Origin of the sequence: Haematospirillum sp. H1815, assembly GCF_012102705.1 — a bacterium.
Taxonomy (GTDB): Bacteria; Pseudomonadota; Alphaproteobacteria; order Rhodospirillales; family Rhodospirillaceae; genus Haematospirillum.
In genome coordinates, this window is sequence record NZ_JAAVTA010000009.1 from 89,256 (window position 1) to 105,372 (window position 16,117).

13 protein-coding genes and 1 tRNA gene are annotated in these 16,117 nt (G+C 56.0%); 9 read left to right on the forward strand and 5 right to left on the reverse strand.

Annotated elements, in window-relative coordinates:
• Window positions 1–64: 64 nt before the first annotated feature.
• Window positions 65–769 (forward strand): phosphate signaling complex protein PhoU, encoded by a 705-nt coding sequence (phoU, locus tag HEQ60_RS08480; RefSeq protein WP_168022851.1) that lies wholly within the window; start codon window positions 65–67, stop codon window positions 767–769.
• 86 nt (window positions 770–855) lie between these two features.
• Here the strand turns inward: phoU and ppa are convergent, their stop codons facing one another.
• From ppa to HEQ60_RS08505, 5 genes are all read right to left on the reverse strand, one after another.
• Window positions 856–1,389 (reverse strand): inorganic diphosphatase, encoded by a 534-nt coding sequence (ppa, locus tag HEQ60_RS08485; protein ID WP_168020593.1) that lies wholly within the window; start codon window positions 1,387–1,389, stop codon window positions 856–858.
• Between the two features lie 140 nt (window positions 1,390–1,529).
• Window positions 1,530–2,255 carry an ABC transporter permease gene (locus tag HEQ60_RS08490; RefSeq protein ID WP_168071280.1) on the reverse strand — a complete coding sequence of 242 codons (726 nt, stop codon included), beginning with the start codon at window positions 2,253–2,255 and terminating at the stop codon, window positions 1,530–1,532.
• 12 nt (window positions 2,256–2,267) lie between these two features.
• Window positions 2,268–2,939, reverse strand: a complete 672-nt coding sequence (locus tag HEQ60_RS08495) for an ABC transporter permease (protein ID WP_168071281.1) — start codon at window positions 2,937–2,939, stop codon at window positions 2,268–2,270.
• A gap of 66 nt (window positions 2,940–3,005) precedes the next feature.
• Window positions 3,006–3,755, reverse strand: coding sequence for a transporter substrate-binding domain-containing protein (locus HEQ60_RS08500; protein ID WP_322099321.1), 750 nt, complete (start codon window positions 3,753–3,755; stop codon window positions 3,006–3,008).
• Between the two features lie 55 nt (window positions 3,756–3,810).
• Window positions 3,811–4,722: an ABC transporter ATP-binding protein gene (locus HEQ60_RS08505; protein ID WP_168071282.1), complete on the reverse strand. Its 912-nt coding sequence runs from the start codon at window positions 4,720–4,722 to the stop codon at window positions 3,811–3,813.
• Window positions 4,723–5,049: 327 nt separating this feature from the next.
• Here HEQ60_RS08505 and HEQ60_RS08510 point away from each other — a divergent pair, with 327 nt between their 5' ends.
• The 8 genes from HEQ60_RS08510 to HEQ60_RS08545 form a co-directional block, all read left to right on the forward strand.
• Entirely contained in the window at window positions 5,050–6,114 is a 1,065-nt protein-coding gene (locus HEQ60_RS08510) for a threonine aldolase family protein (RefSeq protein ID WP_209315482.1), read from the forward strand.
• A 90-nt stretch (window positions 6,115–6,204) separates the two neighbouring features.
• Window positions 6,205–8,838 carry an alanine--tRNA ligase gene (alaS, locus tag HEQ60_RS08515; protein WP_168071283.1) on the forward strand — a complete coding sequence of 878 codons (2,634 nt, stop codon included), beginning with the start codon at window positions 6,205–6,207 and terminating at the stop codon, window positions 8,836–8,838.
• Between the two features lie 192 nt (window positions 8,839–9,030).
• A complete protein-coding gene (locus HEQ60_RS08520) occupies window positions 9,031–9,372 on the forward strand; it encodes a phasin family protein (protein ID WP_168020600.1) in 342 nt (113 codons plus the stop codon).
• Window positions 9,373–9,562: 190 nt separating this feature from the next.
• Window positions 9,563–9,647, forward strand: a tRNA-Leu gene (locus HEQ60_RS08525).
• A 213-nt stretch (window positions 9,648–9,860) separates the two neighbouring features.
• Entirely contained in the window at window positions 9,861–11,567 is a 1,707-nt protein-coding gene (locus HEQ60_RS08530; protein ID WP_168071284.1) for a peptidase domain-containing ABC transporter, read from the forward strand.
• Window positions 11,564–13,846, forward strand: coding sequence for a peptidase domain-containing ABC transporter (locus tag HEQ60_RS08535; RefSeq protein ID WP_168071285.1), 2,283 nt, complete (start codon window positions 11,564–11,566; stop codon window positions 13,844–13,846). Before HEQ60_RS08530 ends, HEQ60_RS08535 begins: the two co-directional genes overlap by 4 nt.
• Window positions 13,836–15,191, forward strand: coding sequence for an HlyD family type I secretion periplasmic adaptor subunit (locus tag HEQ60_RS08540; protein WP_168071286.1), 1,356 nt, complete (start codon window positions 13,836–13,838; stop codon window positions 15,189–15,191). The genes HEQ60_RS08535 and HEQ60_RS08540 overlap by 11 nt, the downstream gene beginning before the upstream one ends.
• Before the next feature lie 110 nt (window positions 15,192–15,301).
• Window positions 15,302–16,117 (forward strand): hypothetical protein (locus HEQ60_RS08545; RefSeq protein ID WP_168071287.1); only part of this gene is annotated, 816 nt, incomplete at its 3' end.

Below are 16,117 nucleotides of genomic sequence, written 5' to 3' on the forward strand. Positions count from 1 at the left end.
TTTTGGTCAATGATGCGCCCCCGCCCCGGAGTGGGCCGTTTTTGTTGTTGAGGAGGTATAGGCTGTGCCCGGTAATCCGCATACGGTCCGGTCGTTTGACCATGACATCAATCGCCTGAACCAGACCATTGCCCATATGGGGGGATTGGCGGAAGCACAGCTGGTATCAGCCCTTCAGGCCATGGAGCAGGGCGATACGGATCTGGCGGCGCGTGTGATCGGGGCTGATGGCCAAGTTGACGGTGACGAGGACAGCATCAATGAACAGGTTGTACGCCTGCTGGCCCTGCGTCAGCCGGTTGCCGATGATCTCCGCCTGATCATGTCGTCGCTCAAGGTTGCCTCGGCCCTGGAGCGGATTGCCGACCATGCGACCTCGACCGCTCATCGTGTTGAGGTGTTGCGTCAGTCACCGCATATCCCGGCCATTCGGTCAGTCCTGCGCTTGGGATGGCTGGTGCGCGACCTTCTCAAGGAATCCCTGGATGCCTTCCTTGCCCAGGATACAGACCGTGCCCACAAGGTGCGTGACAGCGACCGGGAGGTTGATGACCTGTACTCATCCCTGTTCCGCGAGCTTCTGACCTATATGATGGAAGACCCGCGCAATATCACACCGTGCACGCACCTGATGTTTATTGCCAAGAACCTGGAGCGTGTTGGTGACCATGCAACCAATCTGGCCGAGATTACCTGTTTTATTGTGACGGGCCAGCAGGTGACCGGGCAGCGCCCCAAGGCGGACCAGAGCTCTTCGATGAGTTTGTAAGGGTCTGTTCCAAGACTGTAAAAAGCAACACGGCGGCCGATAAAGGGCCGCCATGTCTCTTTTTGCTTTGTCTGAGCGGGCTAGCCTTACCCTTTTTGCTTGGCCCGTTCGATTGCTTCGGCAATGGCCCGGCCGGCAGCCTCGGCATCGCCCCAGCCCTTGACCTTTGCCCATTTTCCTTCTTCCAGATCTTTGTAATGCACGAAAAAGTGCTCGATCTGCCGGATCAGGGTTGAGCGCAGGTCTGTATAGTTCTGCACGTTGTCGTGATAGGGATGCAGTTTCGAATGCGGCACAGCCAGGATTTTCTCATCCCCGCCGGACTCATCTTCCATGTACAGGACCCCGACAGGGCGTGAGCGCAGCACGGACCCGACAGCCACAGGCATGTTGCTCACCACCATGACATCAATCGGGTCATTGTCATCGGAAAGGGTATGCGGGATAAAGCCGTAATTGCACGGATAGTGCATGGCTGTGTGCAGGAAGCGGTCAACGTACATGGCTCCGCTTTCCTTGTCGACCTCGTATTTGACCGGGTCGCTGCGCAGGGGAATCTCAATAATAACATTGACATCATGCGGAGGGTTGTTTCCGACAGGGATCTTCTTGATATCCATCTGATATGGCCTCGGTTGTCCGGTTGCTGCAGCAGGAAAGCCTGCGTGGCGAACCTGGATGAGAACGGGTGAATCCTAATGGCAGTATGGCCGGGATGCACCAGGGAATTGGTCTCTGTTTCCCGTTGGTTTTGTACGTGTCAGACAGGACCTGTATCTTCGGCCCGAATAGGAAGGCGGGGCGGCGTAATCGACAGGTGCCGTTCAACCATCTTCAGCGCAAGTGTCAGGCCGTAGATCATCACCAGATAAATCAGCCCGGCTGCGAGCAAAACTTCCAACGGTTTGTAGGTTCGTGCGATAATAATGTTTGCACTTCCTGTCAGCTCGGCAAGCGTGATGGCGGATGCCAGCGCAGACCCCTTGATCAGGAAGATGATCTCGTTTCCATAGGCAGGCAGACACATCCGGCAGGCCCTTGGCAGGACAATACGCCAGATGACCTGTCGACGCGTCATGCCCACGGCATGGGCTGCCTCAACCTCGCCAGCTGGCACGGCAACGATACTTCCGCGCAGGATTTCTGCAGAGTAGGCCGCTGTATTCAGCGTGAAGGCGATCAGGGCGCACCAGTATGAATCCCGCAACAGGGGCCACAGCAAACTGTCACGAACAGCTTCAAACTGGCTGAGCCCGTAGTAGATCAGGAAGATCTGGATCAGCAGCGGGGTCCCGCGGAAGAAAAAGATGTAGGACCACGGAAGCGCCTGTATCCACCATGGCCCCCCGATGCTGCGCAACACACCTACCGGTACGGCAATGAAAAAGCCGATGATGACTGAAAGCGTTACCAGCTCTGCTGTCAGAACCGCGCCGTCAAGCAGGTGCGGCAGGCTTGAGATCATCAGGTCAAGGCTGAAGTCCATGGTTTCCAAGCCTCAGGCAGGATGGCGGATGCCGTGGTATGTCCTTTTTTCGAGGACATGCAGTACGGCGGTTGTGACAGCTGTTAGCAGCAGGTACAGGACAGCGGCTGCAGAAAACATGGTAAAGGAATCCCGTGTTGCGGTACGGGCCATGTCTGCCTTGTACATAAGGTCGTGCACACCGATGACCGAGACCAGGGCGCTATCCTTCAGCAGAACGAGGAACAGGTTCCCCAGTCCGGGAAGGGCCAGCCTCCAGACCTGCGGCAGGATAATGCGGCGAAACACAAGAAAGCGCCCCAATCCTATGGCCGTACCGGCTTCGATCTGCCCCTTGGGGATTGATTGAAGGGCGCCACGGAAAACTTCGGTGGCATAGGCACCAAAGGTTGTGGCCAGGGCCAGGCATCCGGCCGCAAAAGGTTTCAGTTCCAGGGGCCACCCCGGAATCAGGCCCAGAAGCCAGGAACCACCATAGTAGACCAGCAGGACGACCAGCAATTCCGGTAGTCCGCGCAGAACGATTGTATAAAGCTCCGCCAGTCCCCGCAGGGGCGCAGGGCCATAGACCTTGGCCGTTCCGCCGGCCATGCCCAACACAATACCAATGCACACAGAAACCACAGAGACCTGCACGGTCACGAGAAGACCTTCCAGGAGTTGTGGGCCAAAGCCGTACAGCAAGATACAATCCTCTACGGTTGGCGACCTTTTCTCCTGCCATCAGGAGATGGGCTGCCGTGGTGATATTTAGTAAATGTCAAACGGGAAGTAACGTGCGTTGATCTTTGCGTAGGTTCCATTCTCGCGAATGGTCTTGAGGGCGCTGTTCAGGCGTTCACGAAGGGCGTCCCCCTTGCGCACGGCAATGCCAACCTTGTCACCATCGTAAAGGACCGGACCCTTGAACTCGAATTTCTCTCCCATTTTCGATTGCAGCCAGTCATAGGTGACATAAACATCGGCAATGATGCCATCAAGGCGTCCGGTTGCCATATCGGAAAAGACTTCTTCTTGGCCGGCATAGAGCTTCAGGTCTACGCCCTTGTAGTTCTGTTCAAACCAGATTGCCGCAAATGTCGCGCGTTGGGCACCAATGGTCTTCCCGCGCAGGCCTGCCTTGGAGATATCCAGCGGTTTGTTCTTCGGGCCACTGAACTGTAGCTTGTTCGAGTAGTAAGGACTTGTGAAATCAACCGCTTTCTTGCGTTCTTCAGTAATCGACATCGAGGCAACGACTGCATCGTACTTTCGTGCCATAAGGCCGGGGATAATGCCGTCCCAGTTCTGGGTGACAATCTCGCACTCCGCCTTCATGGTTTTGCACAGGGCCTTGGCAATATCGACATCAAAGCCGACCAGCTCTCCCTTGCCGTTGACACTGCTGAACGGGGGGTAGGTTCCCTCGGTTACAATGCGGATCTTTTCGGCAGCAACAGCGCCGGATGCAGACGCAAAAGCAAGAACCGCCGCCATGATACAGCTGACAATTTTTTCCACGAGAGCACCCTCCTTGCGTTTTCGGGGTTGTGATTGACTGTTTTTATGATGCCGCTCAGGACAGGTGGCTGGAAAGGAACTGACGCAGCCGGGGTGATGATGGGTTGACCATAACCTGGGACGGATGTCCCTCCTCTTCTATCCGCCCTTGGTGCAGGAAGACAATCCGGTTCGAAACATCACGGGCAAAGCTCATTTCGTGTGTGACAACCAGCATTGTCCGGCCTTCCTCGGCCAGTCCACGCATGACACCAAGCACCTCTGCCACCAGCTCGGGGTCCAGTGCGCTGGTTGGTTCGTCGAAAAGGATAACCTGCGGATCCATCGCCATGGCCCTGGCTATGGCCGCCCGTTGCTGCTGCCCACCGGAAAGATGGGACGGGTGTACGTGACGCTTGTCTGCAATACCCACCTTGGCCAGAAGAGCTTCAGCCTTTTCATTTGCCTCCCGCCGGGAGAGGCCGAGAACCTGAACGGGGCCTTCAGACACATTTTCCAGAATGGTCATGTGTGGCCACAGGTTGAAGTTCTGGAAGACAAAGCCCAAGCGACGGCGCAGTGCGGTTACCTGTCGTTCGCTGGCAACAGCCATGCCCCCGTTACGGTTGGGGCGCATGCGGATTTCCTCTTCCCCAATGCGGATCGCGCCTGAATCCGGCACTTCCAGCAGGTTCAGGCATCGCAGGAATGTACTTTTCCCGGATCCTGAGGAGCCAATGACAGAGATGACATCACCTTCAAGGGCTGTAAGGGAAACGCCCTTCAGGACTTCCAGTCCATGGTAGCTCTTGTGGATATTGTCGGCAACCAGGGCAACAGCCTTGTCGTCAACGGGGATCGCTTCACTTTGCACCGTATCCTCGATAGCGGGAGCCGGAGCGCAATGATCTTGCTTGTGCCCCGGAATTGCAGAAGAGGCCTTGTTCTGTGCCAGTTTGCAGATCTTGTCAAGAATGTTTGTTTTCATTTGATTCGCAAGATCATTGAATTGCGGCCTGTTTTATTCATCCTGCCCCGCCTTTCAGGCTCCATTGCATAGTTTATTGCGTTGTTTCTCTCTCTATGATGCTCATTATATCGCATCCTTCTACATATATTTATCTTTCAGTCATCATTCTGGGATTTTCTTGTTGTCTCTATGCATCATATTTGTAGTTATTTTCGTCATAATGACAAAAGTTTACATCATTATGTTAATTCATATCCGTTTGCGCCTCCGTGATCCTTGTTGCCTGGAAGCGCGGCAGTCCTGTACGTTCCCCACGGATTTAAGGGTGTGGTCGGGTGCTTGGGCATGAAAAACATAAATTTGACGTCTGATAATGTTGATGGCTGTTCGCCGGAGATCCTGCAGGCCTTGACGGCGGCATCGGTTGGCAGTGCGGCGGGCTATGGCGCGGATGACTGGACAGCCCGGGCCCAAGATTCCTTCCGTGAAGTGTTCGAGAAGCCTGATCTGGTCATGTGGCCGGTTATAACGGGAACCGCTGCTAACAGTTTGGCTCTGTCTGCCCTGTGTCCGCCTTGGGGGAGTATTATCTGTCAGCAGGACAGCCATGTAATGGGTGATGAGGCTGCTGCACCGACAGTTCTGGGTGGTGGGGTCCAGATGATTCCTGTTCCGGGAGAGCAAGCCAAACTGTCACCCGAAGGCGTGGAGGCGGCCTTTTCCCGTTCCTCTTCCCATGGGATTCATCGTGCCAGAGCTGCGGCTGTAACCCTGACGCAGGCTACCGAATTTGGAACGGTTTACAGTCTTGATGAGATCGAGGCGGTATGTTCTGTTGCCGCGCGTCTGGGTCTGGCTGTGCACATGGACGGCGCACGTTTTGCCAATGCTGTTATGGCCACGGGTGTTTCTCCGGCGGATATGACCTGGAGGGCCGGGGTCGATGCCTTGTCGTTCGGGGCAACCAAGAACGGGGCATGGGCCGCAGAGGCTGTTTTGTTCTTTGATCCCCGGCATGCGGATACTTTCGGGCATCTTCTGAAGCGGACCGGCCACCTTCTCAGCAAGAGCCGCTTTGTCGGTGCTCAGCTGGAGGCAATGCTGGATGATGGGCTCTGGCTGCGCAATGCATACAATGCCAACGCCATGGCCGCGCGCCTTGCTGCTGGTCTCGGTGATCTCCCGGGTGTGGAACTTGTCATGCCGGTTCAGGTTAACGAGGTCTTTGTGCGCCTGGCTTCTGGGATGGCCGATGCGCTCTCTGCATCCGGTATTGGCTTCTGTCCGTGGGCGGACCTTGGGCCTGATGTTGTCCGTATGGTTTGTTCCTTTGCCACCAGCGTCGAGGATGTAGACAGTGTCGTGGAAATGCTGCAGGCCCTTTCCGGGTCTCTGCCCGGTGTTGGTTGACTTCGTCTTTACAGCGTCTCCACGTCGTCCTAGAACTGGCCATCCAGGATTATGAACGTCCGCTGTGCCCCAGTCTGAAGAAGTACCCCCATGAAGACAACCAATGATATTCGCGCCACTTTTCTTGACTATTTTGGTCGTCATGGCCATCAGGTCGTTGAGTCAAGCCCGCTGGTCCCCCGCAATGATCCGACGCTGATGTTCACCAATGCGGGGATGGTGCAGTTCAAGAATGTCTTTACCGGCCAGGAAACACGCCCATGGACGCGGGCGGCCAGCTCGCAGAAGTGTGTCCGGGCAGGGGGTAAGCACAACGATCTCGACAATGTGGGGTATACAGCCCGTCATCACACCTTCTTTGAAATGCTGGGGAATTTCTCTTTCGGTGATTATTTCAAGGAAGAGGCCATCCATCATGCCTGGACGCTGGTGACCCGTGAGTTTGGTCTGCCTGCTGACCGGCTTCTGGTGACGGTGCATACTTCGGACGAGGATGCCGCCGGGTTGTGGCGTCGCATATCAGCCCTGCCGGACAGCCGTATCATTCGCATTCCGACGATGGATAATTTCTGGATGATGGGTGAGACGGGTCCGTGTGGTCCGTGTTCGGAAATCTTCTTTGACCATGGTCCGGGTATCGCCGGTGGCCCTCCTGGCAGCGCCGATCAGGATGGCGATCGTTTTATCGAAATCTGGAACCTCGTTTTCATGCAATTCGAACAGGTTGATGCCGAAACGCGGATCAATCTGCCTCGACCGTCCATTGATACGGGGATGGGTCTGGAACGCTTTGCCGCCATTCTTCAGGGCAAGCACGACAATTATGATATTGATCTGATGCGTGGCCTGATCGAAGCCGTGGCCGATGTCGCCAATACGGATCCGGATGGTCCGCACAAGGTAAGCCACCGTGTGATCGCCGATCACCTGCGTGCAGCATGCTTCCTGATTGCCGATGGTGTCCTGCCATCCAACGAGGGGCGGGGTTATGTCCTGCGCCGGATTATGCGCCGGGCCATGCGTCATGCCCATATCATGGGATGCCGGGAACCGGTCATGTACCGTCTTGTGCCCGCCTTGCTGCGGGCCATGGGCCTGGCATTCCACGAGCTGGAGCGTGCCCATGCCCTGATTGTCGAGACCCTGCGTCTGGAAGAAACCCGTTTCCGCCAGATGCTGGAGCGTGGCCTGCGTCTGCTGGATGCGGAGAAAGAGCGTCTGCCCTCTGGTGGGACCTTGCCCGGTGGTGTTGCCTTTACCCTGTACGATACTTATGGCTTCCCGCTGGACCTGACCCAGGACGCCCTGCGTGGCGAGGGGTATACCGTTGATCTGGACGGCTTCCATACAGCCATGGACCAAGCGCGTGAGAAGGCGCGCAAGTCCTGGGCTGGTTCGGGTGAGGCGGCAACCGATGCTGTCTGGTTCGAACTGCGTGAGAGCGTCGGGGCAACCGAGTTTCTGGGGTATGCCACGGATGAATCTGAGGGCAAGATCCTGGCCTTGCTTGTTGATGGCAAGCGTGTGGACCGTGCCGAGGCGGGGCAAACTGTTTCTGTTGTTGTGAATCAAAGCCCATTCTACGGCGAATCCGGTGGCCAGGTTGGTGACCATGGAGTCATCGCTCTTGTCGAGGGTGCTGGGCGCGTATCCGTAACCGATACCCAGAAGAAGCTGGGTGATCTGATTGTACATACCGGCGTTGTGGACGAAGGAGCGCTTGCGGTTGGTGGTGCCGTATTCCTGAAAGTGGATACGGAAACCCGCCTGGCCATCCGGGCCAATCATTCGGCCACGCACCTGCTGCACACAGCCTTGCGCCGGCGGCTTGGGGAACATGTTACCCAGAAGGGGTCTTTGGTTGATGCTGATCGTCTGCGCTTTGACATTGCGCATCCCCGTGCGGTGACCGCTGCGGAGATTGCCGTTGTCGAGGCTGACGTCAACGCGGCAATCCGGGCCAATGTCGAGGTTGTCACCCGTCTGATGGATCCTGATTCCGCGATCAAGGCTGGTGCTATGGCCTTGTTTGGCGAGAAGTACGGTGATGAGGTGCGCGTTGTCAGCATGGAGGATGTGTCAACGGAGCTGTGCGGTGGCACGCACGTTAACCGTACCGGCGATATTGGCTTATTGCGGATCGTGTCCGAGAGTGCGGTTGGGGCCGGTGTGCGCCGGATCGAGGCGGTTACCGGTCGGGGGGCTCTGGACTGGATTTCTGTCCGCGAGGGCCTGCTATCCAAGGCGGCTGAGGCGCTGAAGGCTGCTCCTGCAGAGGTTCCGGATCGTGTTGCCGCGCTGGTAGAGGAACGTCGCCGGCTTGAACGTGAGCTGGAAGACCTGCGTCGGAAGGCTGCTCTTGGGGGTGGAGCAGGTGGGCAAGGGGTTGAGCCAGTGACGGTTGATGGTATCTCTTTCGTGTCACGGCTGTTGGATGATGTGCCTGGCAAGGACCTCAAGGGGATTGCCGATGACCTTATGCGCCAGATTGGATCGGGAGTTGTTGCCTTGGCTTCGTCCTTTGAAGGAAAGGCGAGTCTGGTTGTGGCTGTCTCCCCCGATCTGGCCAGTCGTTTCAATGCCGTAGATCTGGTTCGGGCTGGTTCGTCTGTTGTTGGCGGCAAGGGTGGCGGTGGTCGTCCCGACATGGCCCAGGCGGGGGGACCGGATGGTGCTGCTTCCGGGGCAGCGCTGGACGCGATCCGGTCCAGTCTTGCTGGCTGAGCAGGCGGAAAAATGGTGGGCGGAAGCGGGGTAACTTGCCTCCTGCTGCAACGCACAATTTCCGGTCTTGACTTTTAGGGGAAGGGAGGGCACATTTATCTCATGCTGCAGTGCAGTGTGAACTGTCTTCCTCTATAAGGCTTGGTCCTGTTTGTTTTGGGCTATGCCTGCGAATGCCCCCGGGAGGGTCCGATGTTCAGGTCATTTGACGACGTTGTAAGTTTCAACAAGGCCAACGTTGATGCTTTTGTCCAGTCCGGGAACCGTCTGGCTGCCGGAGTGGAGGAGATTGCCAAGGAAGTTTTCGGTTATACCGGGAAGACACTGGAGGTTGCTGTCCAAGGTAGCAAGGCCTTGGCTTCCTGCAAGAATCCGGATGATATGGCGCGTGTCCAGCAGCAGTTGGCGCGGGAGAGCTGGGACAAGGCTGTGGCCCAGTCTTCAAAATTGTCTGAGATGGGCGCTATTGTGGCCCGTTCGGCGCTTGAGCCGATCCAGGCGCGTTACAAGAATGCCGTTGAGACTATGGTCTGACCATATTATCCCTGAGTTCTGTCCTTGATGCCCGGCCGGGGTTTCTCCGGCCGGCTTTTTGTTTTCCGGCCTACATTGTTTTCTGTTGGACATGCTCTGTGTTGTCCCTATGGAATCGGTAGTTCCCTTCTGGTGCAATAAGATACTTGAGCCTTTCCCCGGGAGCGTCTAGGGTAGGGTCCATTTTTCCGGGGACGTGGTGAAATGGTAAACACTGACGACTTAAAATCGTCCGACCTACGGTCTTGCGGGTTCAAGTCCCGCCGTCCCCACCATTGTCCTTGTGTTTGATAATAAAGGATAATGTAGGATCCTGAAGAGTCGGAAAGATCACTTTTGGTGGGGAAAAGAAAAGTTTTGAATTCTTTTGGTTGAATTTTTTGTACGTTCAGGGCACGTTTATTTTCGGTTGTTTATACGTCGCCGAAGATTGTGTTGACTCAGGTATGGCAGGAGTGTCGGGGGAGTCCGGCAGAGGACAGACAATTATGGCAGGTCAGGCACCCGCTTTCCATCGCGCGTCGGATCCGGCCCATCTTGTGTCCGGGCAGCGCCACCTTGTCGAATTGTTCGTTTCTTCCTTCTTTATTAATGTGGTTGCCTTGGCATTGCCGCTGTCAATGCTGCAGATCTATGATCGTATTTTGCCTAATCATAATATGGCAACCCTTGATCTTCTGGCATTGGGTGTTATCAGCGCCTTGATCCTTGAAATGCTGTTGCGCACCTTGAGAGAGGGATTGGCTGGTCTTGTGTCGGCCCGCTTCGAGCATCGTGGTCATTACGAAAGTTTGCGCAGGCTTTTGTCCCTGCCCATGTCCCGTTTCGAGAAAGACGGGGGGGGAACTCATCTGGAGCGTCTGTCATCTGTGGACAAGCTGCGGGATTTCCATGGCGGACGGATGTTGTTGGCCTTGGCGGACTTGCCTTTTATCGCAATATTCCTGCTGGTCATTCTCTTTCTGGGCGGATGGCTTGTTTTTGTTCCCATCCTGATGACGGCTGTGTTTGTCATGGTGTCCCTGCACCAGGGGGACAAGCTGCGGTCTGCTACCGAAGAAACAGGTGAGCAGTATGAGCGCCGTTTCAATTTCATGTTGGAGACCCTGTCAGGCATCCAGACGGTCAAGGCTCTATCTGCCGAGGCGCAGATGCTCAGGCGTTTTGAGCGTCTCCTGGAGAATGCCATAAGTGGGCGCCACATCCTGGCTATTCGTCAGGGAGCTGTCCAGATGATGGGGGCTATCTTTACCCAGGCTTTGACAGTGGGGACGGTTGCCTTTGGGGCCATGCTGGTTGTGGATCACCAGATGACGGTCGGGAGTTTGGGGGCCTGTACCATGTTGGCCGGGCGCATTGCTCCCCCTGTGCAAGCAGCTTTGTCTGTCTGGCTCCGTCGTCAGAGTAATACGATGGCAGAGCAGAGGGTTGCCGAAACGTTTGCCATTGCCCTGGATGAGGACAAAGATCCCTTGGTCATTGACAAGGGGGTTCTGACGCTGGACAACGTTTGTTATGGGCGGAGGCCTGATGGATCGTGGCTTCTTGATTCTGTGTCCCTTACCTTACGTCCGGGGGATTCCATCAGTATTCGTGGCGCCAATGGCAGTGGCAAGTCCCTGTTATTATGGTTGATGACGGGTCACCTTGTTCCTGAACAGGGGCGCGTTCTGGTTGATGGGCAGGATCTTACCCATGTGCGTCGGGATGATCTGTGGCAGGCGACTGGTTTTCTTGGCGAGCATGGCGAACTTGTTGCCGGTACTTTTCTGGAGAATCTGACTCTTTTCGATCATGAAAGGGAGCGTACAGCCCTTGCTGTGGCTGAAGAGCTTGGCTTGAATGAATTTGCCGCATCCTTGGCCCAGGGGTTTGATGCTCCGCTGGGTGGCCGTATCGGCAGTGCCTTACCCCGTGGGGTTATCCAGAGAATATCGATTGCAAGGATATTGGCTCTCGATCCTGCTGTTATCCTTTTCGATGATGCGAATACGCTTCTGGATGGGGCATCGGACCAGCTGTTAATGCAGGCCATGCAGCGTCGGATGAAGGATCGCGCTTTTGTCATTGTGAGTCACAGGCCATCGACATTGAAAATAGCCCAGTGTCATTATGAACTGGTTGCTGGTCGTCTGGTTCCATTGCCGGGTCCGGATGGTGTGATCCGCGCGGTTCCTCCGGAACAGGGGGCGTGAACGTGGTCATATCCGACGGTGGTATTGCCGATGGCTACAGCATGAACAAGGGGATAGGAGTCAGGGTGTCGCCAGAAGAGACTGGCCCTGATGCTACAGGTACGGGGCCGGTACGCTACCGTTCCCGTCCGCTGGAGCTTCCCGACGAGTCATTGCTGACCCGCAATGACCTGGGGCTTTGTCTGCCTGTTCTTCTGCGTGCGTTGGGTTGGGACGGAGATACTCGCCATTTGGTTGAGTCCTTGCCTTACTTCGGAGGTCCCCTGGATTTGACCGGCCTGCGCCGGACCATGGTTGATCTTGGTTTCTCCAGTGTTCTGAGGCGTGGGGTTGTTTCATCCATCCCGGACCGGGAACTGCCCTGTCTTTTTCTTCCTGACGATGCGGATGCCTGTGTTGTTCTGTCCCGGGAACACGATGGCCTGCATGTTTTCATGCCTGGTTATGGCGTTCAGGTTATTGATGACGTGAACCTTGGCGTTGCCCTTGTCTTCCAGGCCATTGAAGATCCTGATGCCCGGGCTGCTTCCTTGCGGGAAGGATCGTGGCTGGGTGGCATCCTGATGCGGTTTCGTCCCCATTTGTGGATTGCCCTTGCCCTGACGGCCGTTATCACGTTGCTGGCGATTACATCCCCGCTGTATGTGATGGCGATCTACGATAGATATATATCGTCTGGGTCGCTTTCTACCCTTGGATCTCTTGTCTTGGTCATGATTGTTGCCCTGACAGGTGAGCTTGGTGCCCGATCCTTGCGTACAAGGTTGCTGGCCCGAGTCGGCGCGCGAATCGATATTCTGGTCGGGCGGGCTGTTTTCGAGCGCCTTTTGTACCTTCCACCAAGTGTTACAGAAGGGGCCAGCGTTGGTGCACAAGTGTCCAGGGTCAAGGACTTCGACACGGTACGTGAGTTTTTGACCGGACAGAGCGCCCAGTCTGTCCTTGACGTTCCCTTCTCGCTTCTGGTAATCGCCAGTATGTACATTCTGGCCGGTTGGCTTGGTCTTGTTCCGACGATTGGCGCGCTTGTACTTATTGCTATGGGTTTTCTGGCTAGAGAGCCTTTGCGCCGTCAGGTGGCCGAAGCTGCGCGTGCGACTTCAAACAGGCAGGAGCTTGCCATTGAGGCGGTTCGCCTCCATCGTCTGTTGCGTACGACAGGTGCGTTCTCTGTATGGTTGAACCGCTACCGCATTCGTTCCGCGCGGGCAGCGCAGGCTAATTTCGGGACCAACCAGACGGTTGCCTTCCTGGCTGTTGCCGCCCAGGGTGTTGTCATGCTGTGTGGCGTTGCCACGTTGTGGTTTGGCGCTGTGGCTGTGCTTGCCGGTGTGATGTCCACAGGGGGTCTTATTGCCTCGATGATCCTGTTGTGGCGCGCTTTGGCGCCGTTCCAGGCCGGGTTTATGGTGCTGGCTCGTTCCGAGCAGGTGCATTCCAGCATCCGCCAGATCGACCGGCTGATGGAGATGATACCCGAGCGTCCGCCTCATGCCTTGGTTCGGCCGGTGCGTGAACTGGGTGGTAGCATACAGGTCAGTCGCTTCAGTCTGCGCTACAGCCAAGATACTGAGCCGGCCCTTCTTGGCGTCAGCTTTGAGGTGAAACCTGGTGAGGTGGTCGCCGTTGTTGGGCGTAATGGTGCTGGCAAGTCGACCCTGATCAAGGCGTTGGCCGGCGTTCTCAAGGGCCAGACCGGCATGGTCAAGGTTGATGGTATGGATATCCGTCGCTTTGATCCGCTGGAGTACAGAAGGGTTATTGCCTGGTGTCCGGAAGAACCAGAGATCTTTCGGGGTACGGTGATCCAGAACATCCAGCTGGCTGATCCGTCGGCCTCCTTGGCTGATATTCAGGAGGTAGCCGGTCTGGTTGGCTTGGCTGATGACCTGAGGGAGCTGCCCGATGGTCTTGAAACGCGGTTTGGTGACCAGAAAGTTGCCTCTCCCAGTGTGCGGACCCGTATAGCCCTTGCCAGGGTTCTGATGCGCAAGGATGCGCCGATCGTTCTTCTGGATGAACCGGCAGGTGGATTGGATGCTGCCGGTGATGAGGCCTTGATGAATGTGATCCGCCGCTTGCAGGGCAGGGTTACGGTTATTGTGGTGACGCACCGTCCCAGCCATGTCCGTCTTGCAGACAAGCTTCTGGAGCTGCGTGATGGTCAGGTTGTGCGTTTTGTGGATGTTGAATCGCTGACACCCTCCCGACCGGCTCCCCCAGCGGGGCAGGTAGAAAAGAGTGATGGAAAAGGACAGAAGCCTGATAATGGCCCCTGATAAGGTAGTACAAACAGCAATAGCGCATCCGGTTGTTGAACGTGGCCGCCGTCGGCAGCGTCCTCAGGCCCATGTTGTGCACCTGGAAGAAGATATCAGCGACCATCGTCGCGGGCTGCTGTTTATCGTTGCTGCCATTGTCTTTGCATTTACTGTTTGGGCCTCTACACAGCCGGTTGCCGAGACGGCAGTGACATCCGGTCAGGTCGTGCCTGTCGATCCTGTTCTGAAGATCCAGCATTTCGAAGGCGGGATTGTCCGTGAGGTTCTGGTGCAGGAAGGCGATCACGTATCCATGGGTCAGCTGTTGTTGCGTCTTGATCCTGCGGCCTTTGAGGCAGAGCAGGGTCAGCTGTTGACACGTCGTGCCTTCCTGGAGTTCCAGCTTGGGCGGTTGCGTGCCTTCGCAGCAGGAGAGGATGTGGACTTGTCATCTCTGTCCGGTGGCAACTTTGCTTCTATCGGGGAAGATCAGCAGGCCATTCTTGCGGCGCAGATTCGTTCCCTGAAGGACAGAAGATCTGTTCTGCAAAGCCGGCTGGGGCAGCGCAAAGCGGAAGAGGCGGGCTTAGTTCAGCAGCTTCGGTCCAGCGCCAAGGAAGTTTCAGCCCTCTCGCAGGAACGGGATGTTTATCGCCGTCTTTTCCAGCAGGGGATTGGTTCCAAGATCAGCATGTTGCGCGCAGAGAGGGAGCTTGCCGGCCGGCAAGCAGAGCAGTCTCGGATGCAGGGGCAGCTGGAAAGCGTTCGCGGCAGTATTGCCGAAGTGACGCAGCAGTTGATGGAGCTTGAAAGCAGCGGTCATGAAGAGACGGTAAACCGTATCGGTGCCGTGGCCGCAGAGCTTGCAGAAGTTGAGGAGGCCTTGGGGCGGGCTCGTGACAAGGTGAATCGGCTGACGGTTACGGCTCCGTCTGATGGTGTGATCAAGGGGCTTGCCGTCAGGCATGCCGGTGAGGTCGTGACGCCCGGGCAATTATTGGCCGAAATTGTACCCGGTGCGGGGGAGATGGTTGTCGAATCCCGTATAGCAACAAAAGACATTGGTGCGGTTGAGGTGGGTCAGACCGTGCGGGTCAAGGTAACGGCCTTTGATTACGCCCGTTACGGAAGCATTGATGGAACCTTGGAATTAATATCGGCCACAACATTTTTTGATGAACAGGGACAACCTTATTACAAGGCTCGTATCCGTTTGTCCCAGAACTGGATCGGAAAGATCCATAACAGGCTTTTGCCTGGCATGGTTGTGCAGGCTGATATCTTGACCGGCGAAAAAACGCTGATTGAGTATCTCCTGAAACCAATCTACGTAGCGGCAACCCAAGCCTTCACAGAGCGCTGAGAAAGACGGTTCTGTACGGGTTTCCAAAACACGTATACACATAAGGTTTGCTGCAACCGTTGCACGGGGCAGCAGCTTTGGCATCAATCTGCTGTTTTGAAGAGGTTCGTATGACAGACAAGAACTCTACGGTGGTTCTGCCTGAAGAGGTAGAGAACATTACTCCGGGCGTGTCTTCTGTGTCTGGGCAGGCTGACCTCTTTGATGCTGTTTTGTCTGGTGATGTTGCAGATCTCAGACCGCGTGTCGCGGGTGATGACGAAACGGATGATCCATTGGATGCCATTGCGCGTGAAGCCAATGATGACAGCCAAGAACAGAATCGTTCGGAACGTAATCTGACAAGCCATGCAACGACCCATACCGGCAGTCGTCGCGGTACGGATGTGAACGGTTATATCGCTGATAACGAAGAAACGCGGTTTACCTCTTCAGCGCTGGAAGAGCGCCGGCGGGCCTACGATATTCAGGAGACCGGGGGTGAAGTTGTTACGCAAGCACAGTCTGTATCTGTATCTGTGGATCGATCGGAAGTCTCGGTGGAGCGTCAGGAGCAACACTCCGAGCTTGTGGAGACTGAGGACGAAGATAACAAGGACGCTGACGGCGCGGATGAATCTGTTTCTGTCGAAGATCAAGAAATAACCGCTTGGCGTGGTGACCGTCGGCGTCGGGATTCGGATGAGGAATATACTCAGCCTGACGGCGAAGAGAGTGATGCGCTTGCTGAAGAGACTCTGGAGCCAGAGATCTTGGATGCCGTTGTTCTGCCGACTGAGGAGCAGAATACGGATGTTGTGCCTGTTTCGGATGCGCCGGCGCTGACGGTTGGGTCCGGTCCTGTGACGACGAAAGAGGACGAGGCGGTTTCCCTTGGGATCCAGTCTGTTTCCCTTGTTGACACGTCCGAGACACTTTCGGTGAGT